The sequence below is a fragment of the Sphingomonas molluscorum genome (assembly GCF_039522995.1).
GTDB lineage: Bacteria > Pseudomonadota > Alphaproteobacteria > Sphingomonadales > Sphingomonadaceae > Sphingomonas > Sphingomonas molluscorum.
Genome location: NZ_BAAAEL010000001.1, coordinates 686844 through 699740 on the forward strand (window position 1 = coordinate 686844; position 12897 = coordinate 699740).

Sequence of the window (12897 nt, forward strand, 5' to 3'; positions counted from 1 at the left end):
CCTCTCAGCGCGAGGGTTGCGACAGAAAGCCGATCAGCGCCTTCAACGCGGGCGCGATGTGTCGACCCTTGGGAAAATACAGCTGCCACCCCGGAAACGTCGGGCACCAATCGTCGAGCACCCGCAGCAGCCGTCCGGTGGCGAGATGATCGGCGACCGTCGCTTCGGTCAGATAGGCTAGGCCAGCGCCGTCCAGCGTCGCCGCGATCAACAGGTCCGGGTCGTTGGAGGCAAGAGGGCCGTCGAGGGACAGTGCCACCGTTTCGCTGCCCCGAACGAACTCCCACGGCAGCAGTCGGCCGCTGAACGGCTGGCGGTAGTTGAGCCAGCGAAAGCGGTGAAGATCGTCCGGCGAGCCGGGTGTGCCGTGGGCCGCAAGATACGCGGGCGAACCCACGACGACGCCACGCAGCGATCCGCTCACCGCAACCGCATCCATGTCCCGCCGTACCTGATCGGCCAGGCGGATGCCGGCGTCGAATCCATCCGTAACGCTGTCCACCAGAGCGTCGTCGACGGTGACCTCCAGGCGAACCTTGGGGAAGCTGGCCAGAAAAGAGCCCAGGATGGGAGCCAAAACCATCTGCGCGGCGACGCGCGGTACGGTCAGGCGCACTAGTCCGGACGGCGCAGCAGCGCCGGTGGCGATCTCCTGCACGGCGCCCCTGATATCGGCAAAAGCGGGCGCCACTCGATCGTGCAGGCGCTGCCCGGCTTCCGTCAGGGAGACGCTGCGGGTCGTTCGGTTGACGAGTCTCGCGCCGAGACGTTCTTCCAACGCCCGTACCGTGTGGCTGATCGCGGAAGGAGACACCGCCAGCGCATCAGCCGCGCGACGGAAGCTGCGCTCGCGCGCGACGGCGAGAAACGCCTCCAACTCTGCATACTCCACGCCGCGCATTGCTGTTTCCTGTTCAGGAGTGTGTTGCTGGAAGAGTCGATTGTTTCGGTCGCGACATCAACGATCTTGTGCGCGGACAAAGGAGATCGGCATGACGAACCCCAATATCGGCAGGCTGGCAGGTAAGGTTGCCCTGGTGACGGGCGCCGGCAGCGGCATCGGAAGGGCAGCCGCGATTCTGTTCGCGCGGGAAGGCGCGGCGGTCGCCTTGGCAGGGCGGCGCGAAGCTCCGTTGGTCGAAGTGGCGGAGGCGATCGAGCACACAGGGGGTCGGGCGGTGGCACTGCCGACCGACGTTTCGGACGAGCAGGCCGTCGAGCGGCTGATTGCAGACGTGGAGAACAGGCTGGGGCCGCTCGACGCGGCCTTCAACAACGCCGGCACGTTGGGCGCGTACAAGCCGATCGTCGAGATGACCGCCGAGGATTTCGACACTGTCATCGCCACCAACCTGCGTGGCGTATGGCTGTTGGCTCGTACAGAGATCAGGGCGATGATTGCCTCCGGGCGTCGGGGCAGCATCGTGAACACATCGTCCTTCGTCGCCGAGGCGGCGACGCCGGGTATGTCAGCCTATGCTCCCAGCAAGGCTGGCCTGGACGCACTCGCACGCGCGCTTGCGCTTGAGGTGGGCCCGCAGGGTATTCGGGTAAACAACGTCGCACCGGGCGTGATCCGCACACCCATGTCGGCGGGCCTGAGCGCTGAAACATATCGCGCGCTTGCAGACCAGGCTGCCCTCAAGCGCCTCGGCGAACCAGAGGACGTGGCGGCGGTCGCCGTCTGGCTCTGCACCGCGGAAGCCGGTTTCGTCACCGGCCAGACGATCCTGAGCGATGGGGGGGTCGCGATACCAGGCCTGCGTTAGCCAATGATGCCCTACGATGAAGATCGGTCAGCCTGTCCGGTTTCGTCATCATCCTGGAAAACGCTGGCCGCAGCCCTCCACCTCAACCTCCCCTGGAACTGCCGGGGCAGATCGAACGACCGCCAGCCAATCGGCTGCCGAGATCGGGGGCCTGCGGGAGATTTCGGTGAAGGCGTTTGCCAGAAGCCACAATCGAATTGGGTGTCGAAGTGGGCTAAACCAGGGGGTCTAGAGATACCTCAGGATCAATCAGTTCTGGCGGAGACGGAGGGATTCGAACCCTCGGTACCAGTAATCCCGGTACGGCGGTTTAGCAAACCGCTGGTTTCAGCCACTCACCCACGTCTCCGGGAACCGGCCTTGAGGGCGCGGCTATAGCCAGCATGCGGGCGGGGATCAACTGGGGTCGCGTCGCTTTTCGAGCGCGTGTAGGACTCGGGTCGTCGCGCCATTCATTGCAGCGTAAGCGGCAGGCGCGGATAGAGGATGGAACTGAATTCTCCGGGGGAGTGGCATGCGTAGGTTTTGGCTGATGCTGGGAAGCGTTGCGGTGGCGATGGCCACGCCCGCGGCAGCGCAGATGCGCACTGTCGATCCCAATGAGGCAATCGACAGCGATCTCGATTCGGCACCCCGGGCGCAACAAGCCGCGCCGGCTGCCGAGCCGGACCCCACAGTCGCGCCGCAGGCGGACTATTCCGTCCAGCAGGCGCCGTCTGCGTCCACGGCCGCCCCCGCCCCGGCCGCTCCCGGCGCCACCATGGCATCGGCGGACACCTACAAGCGCGACGACCTGATCGACGCCGCCGAGGGGGTGTTCGGCAAGGGCGCCGAGGGCCTGGCCGGCCTCCTCGAGAACATCCTCAAGGATCAGGGTGAGCCCAACGCCTATATTGCGGGCCGCGAGGCGGCCGGCGCGTTCGTCGTCGGGCTGCGCTACGGCTCCGGCGTGATGAGCCACCGGGTGGAGGGCCAGCGGCCGGTCTATTGGACGGGCCCCTCGGTCGGGTTCGACGTGGGCGGCGACGCGACCAAGGTGTTCGTGCTGGTCTACAACCTCTACGATTCGCAGGAACTCTACAATCGTTTCCCGCAGGCGGAAGGGCGCGCCTATTTCGTCGGTGGATTCTCGGCGAGCTACCTGCGCCGCGGGGACGTGGTGCTGATCCCGGTGCGCCTCGGCGTGGGTTGGCGGCTCGGCGCCAACATCGGCTATATGAAGTTCACCGAGAAATCGAAGTGGATGCCCTTCTGATCCGAGCATCCCAGGCTTGAAGGCCGCGGGACACGCCCGCGGCCGCTCCGTTCAGCCTCGGCTCGCTCAGCCGAAGTCCACCGCCTCGAAGTGCAGAGGCGCGCCGATTGCCTGCGAGGCGAGTTGCCCCTCCCACATCACCTGCTGGCCCCGGATGATCGTGCCGATGGGCTGGCCCGTCAGCGTCATGCCGGTGAACGGGGACCAGCCCGCACGCGACGCCAGCCAGGGCTCCTCCACCGTCCAGCGCTTCTTCAGGTCCACGATCGTGAAGTCGGCGTCATAGCCGACCGCGATGCGCCCCTTGCGGACCAGGCCGAAGAGGCGCTGCGGACCTGCGCTCGTCATGTCGATCAGGCGTTGCAGCGTGAGCCTGCCGGCCGCCACATGGTCCAGCATCAGCGGCAGCAAGGTCTGCACGCCCGGCATGCCGCTGGGGCTCGCGGGATAGGGCTTGGCCTTTTCCTCCAGCGTATGCGGCGCATGATCGGAACCGATCACGTCGGGCACGCCCTGGTTCAGCCAATACCACAGGCCGTCGCGGTGTGCGCCGGATCGGATCGGCGGGTTCATCTGCGCATGGGTGCCCAGCCGCGGATAGGCCTCCTCACCCGCCAGCGTCAGGTGCTGCGGCGTGACCTCGCACGAGGCGACGTCCTTGTTCTGCCCCAGCAGCTCAAGCTCTGCAGGGGTGGTGACGTGCAGCACATGGATCCGGCGGCCTGCCTCCCGCGCTAGTCGCAGGATGCGACGCGTCGCGATCATCGCGCTTTCGTCGTCCCGCCACACCGGATGCGAGCGCGGATCGCCCGTCACCCGTTCGCCGGCGCGCGCGTTCATGCGATCCTCGTCCTCGGCGTGAATCGCGACGCGGCGGTGGCCGGAACGCAGGACGCGGAGCAGGTTCGAGTCATCGTCGACCAGCAGGTTGCCCGTCGAAGATCCCATGAAGATCTTCACCCCCGCCGTGCCGGGGAGCCGTTCCAGCTCCGCCAGCTGCTCGGCATTCGCTGCCGTCGCCCCGACGTAGAACGCGTGGTCGCACCACATGCGGCCCTTGGCACGCGCGAGCTTGTCCGCGATTGCCTCGGCACTGTCGGTGTTGGGGTTGGTGTTCGGCATCTCGAACACCGCGGTCACGCCGCCCAGCACGGCCGCGCGGCTGCCGCTTTCCAGATCCTCCTTGTGGACGAGGCCGGGCTCGCGGAAATGCACCTGGGTGTCGATCACGCCCGGCAGGACATCGAGGCCGGTACAGTCGATCACTGCCCCCGCATCGCCCTGCCCGCCGATCTGCGCCACACGGCCCTCGCGGACCCAGAGGTCCAGCGCGGCAGGTCCGCCGGGCAGGTGAACGGTGCCGCCTGCCAGTTTGAGGTCAAAGCTTGCCACGGTCGCCCTTTCGTCTGCTGCACCGCCTCCCTACCTTGCCGGCATGACGGAAACCAGACCTGGCACTTGGCTTGCCGACCGTGCGTTGCTCCGCGTCGGCGGGGCGGAAGCGCGTCCCTTCCTCCAGGGGCTGGTGACGCAGGACGTCGGCACCGTAGCCCCCCGGACGCCACGCTGGTCCGGACTGCTGACACCGCAGGGCAAGGCGCTCTTCGACTTCATCCTGTGGGATGATGGCGATGCCGTGCTGATCGACTGCGAGGCGGCGCAGGCAGAGGCGCTGGCCCGGCGGCTGATGCTGTACCGGCTGCGCCGGCCGGTCACGATCGAGCCGGTCGCCGATGGCGTGCATTGGAGCCCGGACGGGGAGGAGGGGGTTGCGGACCCGCGCCTTGCGGAACTTGGTCGCCGTTGGCTGGCGCCCGCAGCCGCACCGGCCGAAGGCTGGCTTGCGCACCGGCTCGCACTCGGCGTGACGGAGGGCGTCGCCGAACTCGGGCAGGACAAGACGCTGTGGCTCGAGTGCAACGCACGAGAGCTCGGGGGCGTCAGCTTCACCAAAGGCTGCTACGTCGGGCAGGAGAACACGGCGCGGATGCACCACCGGTCCAAGGTCAACCGTCGCCTGGTGGTTGCCCCGATCGTTGAGGCGGGCGATCGCACGCGGGCGATCTATCCGGAACTGGCGTTGATGGTAGAGCATCGACGCGTTGACGCCTTGGGCGACGCGATCGTGCCCGCTTGGCTCGCCAACGCCCTTGCTGCCGACGACAAGGCAGGCGCCGCACTGTAGCACGCGACCGCCGGGCAATCCTGGGCGCTGGCTGGCGCTCAGCGCCACGGCAAGTTCAAAAGCGATGCCGCCGTGGCACGGCGGCGACTGCGCGCCAGCGACGGATCGTCAGCGCTCAGGCGTCCGCATTGGCTGAGCCGTGCCTGGACGCAGCGGCCGGGACGTCGTGACATGCCCCACGCGTGTTTGCCTGGACGCTGCCGTTCGCGTGCGCGCAAAGAAAAAGGGAGGCCGGTTGCCCGACCTCCCCAATTTCCATTCGACCAGAAGGTCGAACTTACATGCCCGAACCCGGACCGTAGGTGATTTCCACGCGACGGTTCTGGAGTTCGCGCACGCCGTCGGCGGTCTCGACGCGCGGACGGCTCTCGCCGAACGCTTCCGAGGAGATCACGCCACCCGGGATACCGCGACCCTCGAGGTACGCACGGACCGAGTCCGCACGGCGCTGCGAGAGGCCGACGTTGTACGAGGCTGCGCCCGAACGGTCGGCGTGACCGGCCAGCATGACCTGCGCGTTGCCGCACGACTGGTAGTTCGAGATGGCGTTGTCGAGGATGCCAGCCGCTTCCGGCGTGATGTCCGACTTGTCCCACTCGAAGAACACGATGTACGGCCCCGGGGTGCACACCGTCTGCGGCGGCGGCGGCGGCGGCGGGGGAGGCGGCGGCGGCGGCGGCGGCGGCGGCGGCGGCGGCGGCGGAGCAGCCGGTTCGCCGAAGTTGAAGGTCAGGCCACCCAGGATGCTGTGCGACCGGAAACGACCGTCGTAGCCACGACCCGTCACGTCGACGAGGTTGACGTCTTCAGCGTTGAAGAAGCGGTACTTCAGCGACACGTCCACGTTCTCGGACAGCGGCGCGCGGATACCCGCGATCGCCTGCCATGCGAACACCGTGTCGGAGTCGTCGAGGAACGAGCCACGCTCGTCGAGGCGATAATCGCTCGCCTTGACGCGTGCGACACCGGCGCCGCCGCCGACGAAGCCCGACACGCCGTCGTCTTCGCCGAAGTCGAGCATGGCGTTCGCCATGAACGACAGGGCCGAGGTGCTGCCACCGGCGTCATAATCGCCTGCAGCGACCGAGCCGAGGCCGCCGCCAGCAGCGTAGACCGGGATTGCGGTGGTGGAACGATAGCTGTCGAGCGACGCGCTGCGATAGCTGACCTCGGCTTCAACGCGGAACGCGCCGAAGTCGTAACCGACAAAGCCACCGACGTCATAACCATAGTCGTGGTCGACGGTGGAGGTGCCACCAGCCGGCGTCGAGAGGTCATAGTCGATATCTTCGACGATCATCGCGCCGCCTTCCACGCCCACGTACCACGCGTTGTCGCGGGCAAGGGCGGGAGTCGAAAGCGCAGTGGTCGCGAGCGCCAATGTGACGGCAAGCTTCCGCATTCTATTCCCCTTTCATGGTTGTCCTACGGACAGCGCAAACTCCCTACTTCGGCCTTCGTTTCCGCGCAAGCGAACAAAAACCAGCAGTGTTGCGGAACTGCAACAGCTATTCGGCGTTGCCGGCCACCAATCCATGGGCACGAAGCGCCTCCAGCACCAGCGAAAGCGCCGTGCGCGCTTCGACGTCCACGACCATCCCGCCGCTTGGGCCGGCGATCGCGGGGCGTCGTCCACCAACCACCTGGTCTCCCCCCACCATCAGGCGCGTGCCGTGCACGTCGCCGGTGACCCAGCCACCCCCCAGCCACCGCACGGGAAGCCCGTCGCTGCGACACCAGAGCAGCATGCCTTCGCAACCGCGAAGAAAACGCCAGCCGCCCTCCGTCCAGGCCGCGATGCTACCCGCCTGCCCGGCCCAGGCATCGACTGGTGCCCCGCCGAGGATCCAGCATTGGCCGGCAGCCGGTGCGTCGGGCGGCTGGTTGCGCCCAACCTCCTCCACCGCCGGGTGCAGCAACAGGTCGAGCGCCAGCAGGGCCTCGTTGTGCGTCATCTCCTTCTGCGCCTGTCCGGCATGAAGCATCGGCAGCGCCAGGCGAGCGGTCGTATCGATCATGGGAACCTCGCGTCAGCAAAGGGTCAGAACGGCGGGAGCGGAGATGCCGTGGGTGCCGATCTGCCGCACCTCGATCCGGCAGGCACCGGACGCGCGTTCGGGCGGCAGGGTCAGCCGAGGCACCGAGCAATCGATTGCGGTCGCGCTGCCGTCGGCGCGCAGCACGCGCACCGCATAAGCTTCCGCATCCTCGCCCAACGGCACCTCGACGCCATCGCGCCACTGCCAGCCGGAGCGGCTGCGTCGAACCCACGCGATCTGCAAGGCGCCGTCGGCAAGGGCGTTGCCTCTCAGGTGCACGGGCAACGGCGGAAGGCGCCACTTGCCCGTGACGTCCACCTCCGCGGACACACCTTCCGAACCATCGTCGATCCCTATCGCACGCAGCCGAAGCCCGGCGCCATTGCCGCTGCGGCGGGGCTCCAGGGTGCGCAGCGCGTCGGGACGGATCAAGGCGAAGCCATCGCCCACCCGCTGGCTGCCGATCGCCGCCTCGGTGCCGCGTCGACCGCGCCACAGCCGTCGCAATCGCCAGCGCCTGGGCGCAACCTGCACGGCCTCCCGGAACTGGAGCAACTCGTCGCCCACCATCGCCAAGTTCGCGCCCAGGTCGAGCGCCGCACCACTGGCCCCCGCCAGCATCATTGCGTCGTGCGGGAAATCCACTTCCAGGGTCGAACGCCGATCCTCCACCGTCGCCGGAACCGCTTCGGGAACCGTCACGAGCGTCCCCAGAACGGCGGGTGCCGCAGTGCCGCCGGCCGCTTCCCAGCTTTGGCCTGCATCCTCGCTCACCAGCAGGGCGGCGCGGCGCCAGCCCGGCAGCATCCCCGAAGCGAGCACTGCCACCTGCGCCACCTCCATCGTGCGCTCGTCGATCGGGGGCAGTTCGAACGCCATCAGGCGCGTGGGCCCGTGCAACGTATCGGGAGCGAGAGTCCCCCGCCCACCCGAAGCCGCACGCGCAGGGATCGCCGCGCCGACGATCCGCTTCAGGTCGAGCGTCAGCACCATGTGTTCGAGCGTCCAGCCATGCACCCGCCACTGGCCGGGTTCGCCCTCGATCTGCACCCGGTCCCCCGGGACGATGCCGGCGTGGCTCCAGTCGAGGCACACCCGCCGCGTTTCCCGCGCCAGGTCCAGCGCGTCGACGGCACGCGCGGCGAGCCCGCGCGCATGCTCGGGAGCGATCACGGCCGGCAGCTCGATCCGGACGCCCCGCCCGGTCGCACCGGATCGGACGGCACGCTGAACCCCGGTCTGGTAGTCGCGCGCCGCCTCATAATAGCCGATCGTCACCTCGGCGGGCGCCTTGTCGCTCGCCGCGATCGTCCGCACGCCCCGGCCGGGCCCCGCCCCATCCACGCGTGCAGCCAGGTCTCCGATGGTGGTCGCGCGACCAGCGTCCGCCCGCACCCCGTCCTGGCCGATCCAATAACCCGCCGGCGTCAGCAGCGTTTCCACCGCCGCGCGCACGCTGTCTCCCTGTGCCGAATAGCCGACCAGCGGCAGTGCCCCCTCGCCGGCACCGATCCTGCCGCCGCTCAGTTCCTGGATCACGGCGCCGGCAGTCACCGGCTCCGGGTCGGCGTCTACTTCGAAGGTCAACGACGGGATGCGATTGCCGAAGTCGGCGAGTTGCAGCCCCTCGAACACCGCATAGGCGCAGCCCCGATGTGCAGGTGCCAGGCCGGGTCCCTCCACGGCCGCGATCAGCGGATCCGGCTGCTGCGTCTCGTCCCCCGGATGCAGGCGAAAGCCGGTCTGCGCCTTCCAGTCGCCGGCCGCGCCCCTCAACAGCTTGCCGTCCGCCCAGATCCGCCGGACGCCCTGGATCGGACGCCCCGACAACAGCACCGCGAAATTCGCCGAATAGCTGTAGCGCGTGACGCTCGGCTGCCCCTTGCCCGCGCTGTCGCTGCTGCGCGTCTCGACCAGTTCGGTCGCCCAAATCACGGATCCCGCCACCCGCATGGTCCCGAACACCCGCGGGATCTGGGTCGCATAGGATGAGGTCTGCACCGCGAGTTCGGTGAGCCGCGGGCCTTGCCGTCCCTTGGCGCCCCACAGGCTGCCGTCCACGGCCCGGCCGAGCGTCGCTCCCAGCGCCGCTCCGATCGGCCCGCCCACCGCTCCGCCGACCACCGTCAGCACCAGCGTCGCCATCAGCCCTCTCCTCCTTGCCAGCGCCACGTTCCCACCACCGGAAAGGGCGGCACTCCCGGACGCTCGACCACGCGCCGCAGCATTGCGTCTGCGTGGATCACGCCGTCCTCGCTCAGGATCGCCAGGTGCAGCTGGCCCGCACCCGGCCGGAGCAGCACCACGTCGCCCGGTTCGCCATCCGCGATCGGCACCAGGCCCGCTGCGCGCAGCAGGGCTTCGGCCTTCGCGACGTCGCCCGAGCGAAGCGCGTAATCGGCAGGCACGCTCCCCGGATGCCCGTCCGCTGCCAGCGCCACGGCCACCAGGCCCACGCAGTCGAGCCCCAGCGCAGGGTCGCGCCCATGCAGGCGGAACCGGCTTCCCACCGCCCGCCGCGCCCCCGCGACGATCCGCAGGTTGCCGCTCATGCGCCGGGATAGCGGGTGAGCAGGTCGATCCCCGGCAGATAGGGCTCGCCGCGGAAATTGACTGCGTTGGCGAAGCGCCCGGCACAGGTCTCCAGCCTCTTGTCGCACCCTTCGACCAGCTCCAGCAGATCCCCTCCGGCGACGGGCAGCGGCGGCACGCGCTCCAGCGCCAGGGTCGCGCCATCGGACGCGGCGATCGCCGACTCCAGCCCCGCATTGGCGCCGCCGAACCAGCGCAGTCGGCCTGCGCCATAGGCATCCGCGGTCGGCTCCACCCGGTCGAGCGTCAGCTGCCGCCCTTCCGATGCGACCACGCGCACAAACCGCCGCCTGCTCCCCATGGGGACGCGGCAGCGCCGATCGCCCAAGCGCGCTCGGCACCCGGGTGAGGTCTCCTCCACCACCGCCTGTTCCAGCGCGAACGCGGCGCCACGCAGCTCCGCGGAGAATGCGCCGTCCGCCGTCTCGACCGCGCCCAATCGCCCCTCACCCAGCAGCAGCCGTTCCGTGGGCCTTGTCCAGTCGACCGCGAACACGGCGATCCGCGCGCCATCCCATCGCCCGGCGAGCAAATCGGTTTCGCCGATCGCGTCCATGCTGAGGGGCCCGCTCGCCTCCATGTCGTCGGCATCCATCCGGTCGCCGCGCCGGATGGCGGACGGGGTCATGCCCGGCGCGGCGCGATAGCGCAGGCCCTCCACGGTCACGTCGCGATCATGCGCCGTCAGCCCGATCGTGACGCCGTCGATACGCTCCAACCGCCAGCACAAGGTGGTCGTCGTGAGGGGACCCTCGAGCCAGCCCGTCATGCCTCGCGCACCTCGATCAGCGGCACCGAAGGTGCGGCGCCGGCCAGGAAGGTCGCCCGGTTCACCGCCAGCCGATCCTCGGCAAAGCGCACCGGCACGTCGAAGTGGAACCCGGCCGTCACCACCGCTCCGCGGTTCGGGGCAAGATCGAGTGCGACGATCCCGCCGGGATCGAGCGAGAAGCCGTGCGTCTCGATCCCGTCCACGGCCACCCGGACGCTGCCGGCCACCGGCCGTGTGATCCGCCGCGCCACCTCGCCATAGTGCTTGAGGAGCGGGAAACGCGTGGTGATGCCGTCGCCGACCCCGATTGGCTGGTCTCCGGGGCTTACCTCGTCGCCGGAACTATTGTCGAAGGGGTCCGTCAGGCGGAACGCGCGCGCCGGCCCCATCCGCGCGCGGAAGAACGCGAGCAGCGTCGCGATGTCCGCTTCGGATCGCACGCCCGGCCCGACATCGTAGCGGGTCCGCGGCTGCGCCCAGTCCGCGTTCCGCTTCTCGGCGCCGCCCGCGCTGGTGACGATCGCGGTCGACAGTTCCGGCGCCACCTCCGCCTCTCGCCCCAGCGCCAGCGGAAAGCGCACGTCGTCGAACGCCTGCATCGCATCCTCCCCCTCGTCGAAATGCACGAAGCCGTCACGGATCACCTGCGGCAGTGCCCAGATGAAAGTCGCCGCCACGCCCCGCGCGCATGCCGTTTCCGCGGCCCGGTCGATCGCCTTCCACTGTCCGGCATCTTCGGGCCGCAGCACGAAGCCGGCGAAATACTGCTGGCGCTCGGGCGGATAGCCCAGCCGCGCCTCGGCCGCCGCGATCCCGCGCGCGGTCGCCGCGACATTGCCGACCGCCGCCCAGTCGTAATCCTCCAGCTGGAGCACGTTGAACGCGGGTAAGGCCCAGCCGATCGGCAGGTTCGCGCGCTTGAGTTCGGGCGCGGCGACATCGAGCACCGTCGGCAGATAGGCGAGCAGCAGCGTCTCCGCCTCCGGCGCCACCTCCCGCACCGCGTCCGTCAGCGCAGCCGTCGACGCCGCCAGCACCGCACCGGCGCAGTCGAGCAACGCCGTCTGCGCATCGTCGAGCGGCCCTCGCACGCTCGGGATCTCGACCGGGTCGAGCAGCGCCTGCGCGGCCGCGTCGTACAGGCACGGCCGTCCGTCCGGCATCACCCACCACCACGGCTCCCCCACCTGGAACCGCACGGCAAGCCCCGCCTCGCTCGCGAGCCGCACGAAGGCCTGCGCCACCTGCTGAAGATAGGCCATTGCGCCGCCATGCGCCGGCGAGAGCAGCGCCGACGGCGGCTCCCACCCGGTCAGTGCCGGCGATCCATCGCCTGCGCGCTGCTTCCAATCGCCCCAGCAATGCTGGTCGAGCAGCTCATAGGACAGCGACCAGATCACGCCATAGCCGAGCGCCTTGGCCTCTGCGGCGAAATGCCGGTGCCACGCCACGCACGGCGTGTTGAGCACGCCCCCTGCCAGGCTCGCGTACAGGCCCCCGCCGTTCGCCTCGAGCCGGAAATAGTGGCTCATCCCGACATAGTGGACGATGCTGCCGCGATACCCCAGGTGCAGCGCGTTGCGCAGCAGCCGGGCGGGCGTCAGGTGGTAGCTGTCGTCATAGCCGCTCGCGATCGACAGGCCATGTTCGGGCAGGATCGGCGCTCCGATCGCCAGCACCGAATCCGGCCCGTCGCAGGCGATCTCGGACAGCTCGACCCAACCTTCCGCCGGCCCCTGCAGCAGCGCGTCCTCGCCATCATAGTCCGGCGCCACCAGAGACACGAACATGCGGTCGACGTCCCCCGCCCACAACGGGTCCGCATCCGTGGGAAGCTCGAACCCGCCGATCGCAGTGGCGAAGTCGATCTCCACCACCGCGTCCTCTGGCGTGCCGGAGGCGTAGTTCCACAGCCGCACATACCAGGCCCGCGGTGCGCCGGCAGCGTCACGCCCCTCGATCGTCAGCACCGGCCCATGCACCGCGTCCAGCGGTCGCACCCCGCCCGATCGCCAGCGGAAGCGCAGGCGACACCGGCGATAGTCGCGCTCGGTCGCGTAGCCGAGCAGCGGGTGGTCGTGCCGGTCCTCCGATTCCCAGATCAGTCCCGCCAGATCGTCCCTGCGGTAGAAGACCGCATCGATCCGCAGCGCATCGGGCGCCGTCGACACGACCGAGGCCATCAGCGGCCGCGGAAAATTCACCGTCCAGAAGCGCGGGTCGAAGCGGGTGAGCACATCCTCCGCCTGCACGGTCCGCGTGCGCGCCAGCCAATATCCCATCGA

Annotated in this window: 11 protein-coding genes and 1 tRNA gene; 3 read left to right on the plus strand and 9 right to left on the minus strand. The window is 69.1% G+C overall.

The features are described 5' to 3' along the window. Nucleotides 1-4: 4 nt before the first annotated feature. Entirely contained in the window at nucleotides 5-901 is an 897-nt protein-coding gene (locus tag ABDZ92_RS03320) for a LysR family transcriptional regulator (RefSeq protein WP_125959203.1), read from the minus strand. 91 nt (nucleotides 902-992) lie between these two features. Between ABDZ92_RS03320 and ABDZ92_RS03325 the strand changes: the two genes are divergently transcribed. Continuing rightward, complete coding sequence (locus ABDZ92_RS03325; RefSeq protein WP_125959204.1) at nucleotides 993-1769, plus strand: SDR family NAD(P)-dependent oxidoreductase; 777 nt, start codon at nucleotides 993-995, stop codon at nucleotides 1767-1769. Between the two features lie 256 nt (nucleotides 1770-2025). Here the strand turns inward: ABDZ92_RS03325 and ABDZ92_RS03330 are convergent. Further along, nucleotides 2026-2118: transfer RNA gene (locus ABDZ92_RS03330), tRNA-Ser, on the minus strand. 165 nt (nucleotides 2119-2283) lie between these two features. On the opposite strand from ABDZ92_RS03330, the gene ABDZ92_RS03335 reads away from it, so the two are divergent. Beyond that, nucleotides 2284-3024, plus strand: coding sequence for a DUF1134 domain-containing protein (locus ABDZ92_RS03335; protein WP_125962382.1), 741 nt, complete (start codon nucleotides 2284-2286; stop codon nucleotides 3022-3024). Between the two features lie 66 nt (nucleotides 3025-3090). Here the strand turns inward: ABDZ92_RS03335 and ABDZ92_RS03340 are convergent, their stop codons facing one another. Then, nucleotides 3091-4416: a dihydroorotase gene (locus ABDZ92_RS03340; protein ID WP_125962381.1), complete on the minus strand. Its 1326-nt coding sequence runs from the start codon at nucleotides 4414-4416 to the stop codon at nucleotides 3091-3093. A gap of 43 nt (nucleotides 4417-4459) precedes the next feature. On the opposite strand from ABDZ92_RS03340, the gene ygfZ reads away from it, so the two are divergent. Next, on the plus strand, nucleotides 4460-5209 hold the full coding sequence (gene ygfZ / locus ABDZ92_RS03345) for a CAF17-like 4Fe-4S cluster assembly/insertion protein YgfZ (RefSeq protein ID WP_125962380.1): 750 nt from the start codon (nucleotides 4460-4462) through the stop codon (nucleotides 5207-5209). A gap of 277 nt (nucleotides 5210-5486) precedes the next feature. On the opposite strand, the gene ABDZ92_RS03350 is transcribed toward ygfZ, so the two are convergent. The 6 genes from ABDZ92_RS03350 to ABDZ92_RS03375 all read right to left on the minus strand — a co-directional run bounded on the left by ABDZ92_RS03350 (nucleotide 5487) and on the right by ABDZ92_RS03375 (nucleotide 12894). Continuing rightward, nucleotides 5487-6611 (minus strand): OmpA family protein, encoded by a 1125-nt coding sequence (locus ABDZ92_RS03350; protein WP_132882393.1) that lies wholly within the window; start codon nucleotides 6609-6611, stop codon nucleotides 5487-5489. Nucleotides 6612-6717: 106 nt separating this feature from the next. After that, a complete protein-coding gene (locus ABDZ92_RS03355; protein ID WP_125962378.1) occupies nucleotides 6718-7227 on the minus strand; it encodes a DUF2793 domain-containing protein in 510 nt (169 codons plus the stop codon). Between the two features lie 12 nt (nucleotides 7228-7239). Further along, nucleotides 7240-9393 carry a phage tail protein gene (locus ABDZ92_RS03360; RefSeq protein WP_125962377.1) on the minus strand — a complete coding sequence of 718 codons (2154 nt, stop codon included), beginning with the start codon at nucleotides 9391-9393 and terminating at the stop codon, nucleotides 7240-7242. Then, a complete protein-coding gene (locus ABDZ92_RS03365) occupies nucleotides 9393-9800 on the minus strand; it encodes an NlpC/P60 family protein (RefSeq protein ID WP_125962376.1) in 408 nt (135 codons plus the stop codon). The genes ABDZ92_RS03360 and ABDZ92_RS03365 overlap by 1 nt, the downstream gene beginning before the upstream one ends. Continuing rightward, nucleotides 9797-10609, minus strand: a complete 813-nt coding sequence (locus ABDZ92_RS03370; RefSeq protein ID WP_125962375.1) for a DUF2163 domain-containing protein — start codon at nucleotides 10607-10609, stop codon at nucleotides 9797-9799. The genes ABDZ92_RS03365 and ABDZ92_RS03370 overlap by 4 nt, the downstream gene beginning before the upstream one ends. Further along, nucleotides 10606-12894, minus strand: coding sequence for a DUF2460 domain-containing protein (locus ABDZ92_RS03375; protein ID WP_125962374.1), 2289 nt, complete (start codon nucleotides 12892-12894; stop codon nucleotides 10606-10608). Before ABDZ92_RS03375 ends, ABDZ92_RS03370 begins: the two co-directional genes overlap by 4 nt. Between the last annotated feature and the right edge of the window lie 3 nt (nucleotides 12895-12897).

Excerpts from the sequence above, each read along its gene's own strand:
- ABDZ92_RS03320 (WP_125959203.1), bottom strand. The coding sequence starts at position 901 with ATGCGCGGCGTGGAGTATGCAGAGTTGGAGGCGTTTCTCGCCGTCGCG.
- ABDZ92_RS03325 (WP_125959204.1), top strand. The coding sequence starts at position 993 with ATGACGAACCCCAATATCGGCAGGCTGGCAGGTAAGGTTGCCCTGGTG.
- ABDZ92_RS03335 (WP_125962382.1), top strand. The coding sequence starts at position 2,284 with ATGCGTAGGTTTTGGCTGATGCTGGGAAGCGTTGCGGTGGCGATGGCC.
- ygfZ (WP_125962380.1), top strand. The coding sequence starts at position 4,460 with ATGACGGAAACCAGACCTGGCACTTGGCTTGCCGACCGTGCGTTGCTC.
- ABDZ92_RS03350 (WP_132882393.1), bottom strand. The coding sequence starts at position 6,611 with ATGCGGAAGCTTGCCGTCACATTGGCGCTCGCGACCACTGCGCTTTCG.
- ABDZ92_RS03355 (WP_125962378.1), bottom strand. The coding sequence starts at position 7,227 with ATGATCGATACGACCGCTCGCCTGGCGCTGCCGATGCTTCATGCCGGA.
- ABDZ92_RS03360 (WP_125962377.1), bottom strand. The coding sequence starts at position 9,393 with ATGGCGACGCTGGTGCTGACGGTGGTCGGCGGAGCGGTGGGCGGGCCG.
- ABDZ92_RS03365 (WP_125962376.1), bottom strand. The coding sequence starts at position 9,800 with ATGAGCGGCAACCTGCGGATCGTCGCGGGGGCGCGGCGGGCGGTGGGA.
- ABDZ92_RS03370 (WP_125962375.1), bottom strand. The coding sequence starts at position 10,609 with ATGACGGGCTGGCTCGAGGGTCCCCTCACGACGACCACCTTGTGCTGG.
- ABDZ92_RS03375 (WP_125962374.1), bottom strand. The coding sequence starts at position 12,894 with ATGGGATATTGGCTGGCGCGCACGCGGACCGTGCAGGCGGAGGATGTG.